This window comes from Hyalangium sp., assembly GCF_035629615.1.
Taxonomy (GTDB): domain Bacteria; phylum Myxococcota; class Myxococcia; order Myxococcales; family Myxococcaceae; genus Hyalangium.
Map to the genome: position 1 here is coordinate 1 of NZ_DASPHO010000899.1, position 3,966 is coordinate 3,966.

Below are 3,966 nucleotides of genomic sequence, written 5' to 3' on the forward strand. Positions count from 1 at the left end.
CGGGCCCTGAGGATCAGCGCGAGCCCGGGCGCTCCACCCGGAGCTGGCCGGCCTCCAGGCGCGCGACGTCTCCCGGGAGCCACTCGGGCACCTGCGTCCCCGCCTTCAGCCGAGCCAGGTGCTCGCGCAGGCGGGCGTTGCAGAGCGCCTCGGCGGGCTCTCCGTCGCCCCAGCCCACGTCGGTGATGGGTCGCCCCACGCCCTCGAAGCCATTGGCGTAGGACAGGAAGTGGCGAGCGCGTGCCGCGGCGCAGGCCTCCGCCCCGCCCTCGACTCCCGCGGTCGCGCTCCGCAGCCGCTGCTCGCGGTAGGCCCTGTGCAGCTCCTGGAGCTGCTTCCACGGGAGCACGGCCCAGTAGTGGCTCAACCCCAGGAAGAAGGGCGAGAAGAACTCCCGCTGGCACGCGAGCACCACGTCCACCGGCCCGCGCCTCCGGTAGGACTCTTCCGCCACCTGCACCACGCTCCCCTCGGGGTCCACTCCCCCGTCCACCAGCACCAGGCACGAGAAGTCCTCGGTGGTGAAGCGGTAGCAGTTGCCCCAGTTGCGCAGCCCCGCCGGCAGCACGGCCCCCTCGCGCAGCGGCTGCTCGCCGTAGAAGGGCAGGATGTCCACCTCGATGTCCCCCACCCGCACCGTCTCGTACCAGCCTGGCGCCAGCACGCTCTGGCCGCAGGCGCGCAGCGTGGCCTCGAAGTCCTGGAACGTCAGCAGGCTGGGCCGAGGCACCCGCGGCACCAGCACCGGCAGCTCCGGCCGCTCGAGCTGGGACAGCAGCGACGGCACGTGCCAGTGGTCCACGTGGCCGTGGGTGATGGCCACAGCGTCCACCCGGTCCGCGCCCAAGCCCGTGGGCGCCAGCTCCATGTTCAGCAGCCGCCGCTGGAGGCGGATGGGATCCACCAGGATGCGGGTGGTGCGCGAGCAGATGAGCAGCGAGGCGTGCTCGCGCCGATAGATGCCGGGCCCGTCCGGCTCGGGCCACCGGGCTCCCTTCCGGGCGCCTCGGCGCGTCAGCCGCTCCAGCCACTCCGGGTCATCGAAGGGCCAGGCCTCTCGCACCTGCTCCACATCCTCCGAGCGGGTGAGGACGCGCAGGAAGTCGGCCACCACCGGCACCGCCTCCGGGGGCAGCTCGCTGCGGGAGCGGGCCTCCATCTGCTGGAAGCCGACCCACCAGCTGCTCGCCTGGGGAAACAGGAGCGGCTCCTCCACCAGCAGCCCCCCATCCTCCATCCCCCCTGGCCGCAGCAGCGGCACCTTCAGGCGCGCATTGGCCTGCTCCAGCAGCGCCCGCGTCGGCCCCGGCTCGAAGCCCGCCTTCAGCATCCCTTGCAGCAGCTCGTCGAAGGGCACCCCGCCCAGGTCGGGCAGGCAGGTCAGGTCCAAGAAGAGGTCCGGTGCCAGCTCCACGCTTCACCCCGTCCGATCGAGCCGCTCCTGTGCCGAGATCAGCTCGTAGTAGAAGCCGTGCCGGGCCAGGAGCTGCTCATGCGTCCCCCGCTCCACCAGCTGGCCCTGGTCCATCACCAGGATGAGGTCCGCCTCCTGGATGGTGCTCAGCCGGTGAGCGATGACGATGCGCGTGCACTTCAGCTCCGCGATGGCGTCCTGCACCGCTCGCTCCGTCTTCGCGTCCAGGGCGTTGGTCGCCTCGTCCAGCAGCAGGATCGCCGGCTCGTTGATGAGCGCGCGGGCGATGGCCATGCGCTGGCGCTGGCCGCCCGACAGCGAGACGCCCATCTCGCTCAGCACCGTCTCATAGCTCATCGGCATGGCGACGATGTCGTCGTGCACCTGGGCGCGTCGGGCCGCCTCCATCACCTTGTCCAGCGGCATCGTCGGGTCCGCGTAGGCGATGTTGCGGCGGATGTCCCCGCGGAACAGCGAGGGGCTCTGCATCACCACGCCCACCTGACGGCGCAGCTCCACCAGGTCCATGTCATGCAGCGACACGCCGTCGTAGCGGATGGTGCCGGAGGTGGGCACGTACAGCCCCAGCAGCAGGTTGGCCAGGCTCGACTTGCCGGCGCCCGAGCGCCCCACGATGGCCACGAACTTCCCGGAGGGAATCTCCACGGACACGTCCTTCAGCACCAGCTGCCCGTGCGGGCTGTAGCGGAAGGAGACGTTCTCCACCTGGATGCCGCCCTTCAGCCGGGGCGTGAGCCGCGTGGTGGAGGGGACCTGCTCCAGCGAGGCCGCCAGCACGTCATCCACGCGCTCCAGGTAGCTGCCGACGATCTGGAGCTGGAAGGCCGTCTGCACCAGGTTGGAGATGGGGATGAGGAACCCGACGGCCAGCGCGTTGAGGGCCAGCATCTGCCCCAGGCTCAGCTCCTTGTCGAGCACCAGCATGGTGCCCATCGCGAGGATGGCCAGGGGCGAGCACATGCGCAGCGCCCCGGTGAGCGACTCGGTCAGCGCGCCCAGCCGGCCCCGCTCCAGCGACACATTCAGCACGTCCACATAGAGGTTGGACCAGTGCTGCACGGCCCGATCCTCCAGCCCCATGGCCTTCAGGGTCTGGATGCCGCTGAACATCTCCACCTCGAAGTTCTGCGCCGAGGCGCTCACCTCGAGGTTGCGCGCCATCAGCTCGGCCTGCCGCCGCCGGGCCAGGATGAAGATGAACACCTGCAGCGCCGCCAGGCCCACTGCCAGCCCGCCCATCATCGGGCTCCCGGCGAACAGCAGCACCAGGTAGAGCAGCACCAGGCCGCCATCGAGCAGGGCGGACAAGGCGCCCGACGTCAGCAACTCCCGCACCGTGGCGTTGCTGTTGAGCCGGTTCATCAGGTCGCCCGCCGCGCGCACCTGGAAGAAGGAGAAGGGCAGGTGCACCAGGTGATCGAGGAAGCCCAGCGTCAGCCGGGCGTCCAGGTGCGTTCGCAGGTGCAGCAGCAGGTGGGAGCGCACCAGCGCGGAGAGGAACTGGAAGACCACCAGCGCGGCCATGCCTCCGGCGAGGATGCCCAGCAGTGACTCGTCCCCGTTGGGCACCACCCGGTCCACCACCGCCCCCGTCAGCGAGGGCAGCGCCAGGGCGAACACCTGGATCAGCAGCGACATGACCGCCACCCGCCCGAGCAGGGGGCGCTCCTCCAGCAGCAGCCGCAGGTAGCGGTGGGGACCGCGAGCCACCTTCCCGCGTTGGAATGTCTCGGAGGGCTCGAAGAGCAGCACCACGCCCGTGAAGGACTTGCTGAACTGCTCCAGGGGCACCGTGCGGCGGCCGAAGGCCGGATCCACCACGACCACGCCCTTGCGCGTCAGCCGCTCGAAGACGACGAAGTGGCGGAACTCCCAGTAGAGGATGGACCCGGGCTCGAGCAGGGCGAGCTGATCCAGCTCCTCCACCTTGGCCGCCCGCCCCACCAGGCCGAAGCGGTGCCCGGCCTCCAGCAGCGCCCGGGCGCTCAGGCCATGCATGCTCAGCCCGGCGGCCAGGTGCACCTCCTCCAGCCCCACCGTCCGACCCCAGTAGCCCAGCACCATGGCCAGACAGGCAGCGCCGCAGTCCACCTGGGTCACCTGGGCGACGTAGGGGATGCGCCGCCGCCACAGGTTCTCTCCCAGCCGCCGCAGTGCCGGGAACAGCTCGGACATGGGGCGCGGTGTCCCAGGCTCAGTCACGGCCATTTCCCAGGTAGTCCAGGATGGGCAGGAGCGTCACCCACCCGTTGCGCGCGCGCACCTTGACCCGCGCCGTGCCGGGCATGCCGGTGTAGTAGCTATAGGTGCGGCTGTCGGACTGGAACGTCTCCCCTGGCAGCCGCGCCTCCACCACCACCACAGGCCCCTCGAGGGCGACCGCGTCCCCCAGGCCGGGACCCAGGTAGCGCCGCACCTCGGCCGGCCCTACCAGCTCGTCGCTCACCTGGGAGACCGTCAGCTCCTGGTAGACGTAGGGGAAGCCCTCCAGCTCCAGGCGGAAGACCTGCCCCGGCTTGAGCATGGGCCGG

General features: G+C 70.8%; 2 protein-coding genes and 1 pseudogene. All 3 read right to left on the reverse strand.

Annotation, left to right across the window (positions count from 1 at the left end; genetic code table 11):
- Window positions 1–13: 13 nt before the first annotated feature.
- Entirely contained in the window at window positions 14–1,414 is a 1,401-nt protein-coding gene (locus tag VD972_RS45005) for an MBL fold metallo-hydrolase (protein ID WP_324996254.1), read from the reverse strand.
- Window positions 1,415–1,417: 3 nt separating this feature from the next.
- On the reverse strand, window positions 1,418–3,610 hold the full coding sequence (locus tag VD972_RS45010) for a peptidase domain-containing ABC transporter (RefSeq protein WP_324996256.1): 2,193 nt from the start codon (window positions 3,608–3,610) through the stop codon (window positions 1,418–1,420).
- Window positions 3,611–3,629: 19 nt separating this feature from the next.
- Window positions 3,630–3,966: pseudogene (locus VD972_RS45015) on the reverse strand (RND transporter); the annotation flags it as partial.

What these genes read in the sequence shown, in the direction of transcription:
- VD972_RS45010 (WP_324996256.1), bottom strand. Translation starts at nt 3,610, where the DNA reads ATGTCCGAGCTGTTCCCGGCACTGCGGCGGCTGGGAGAGAACCTGTGG.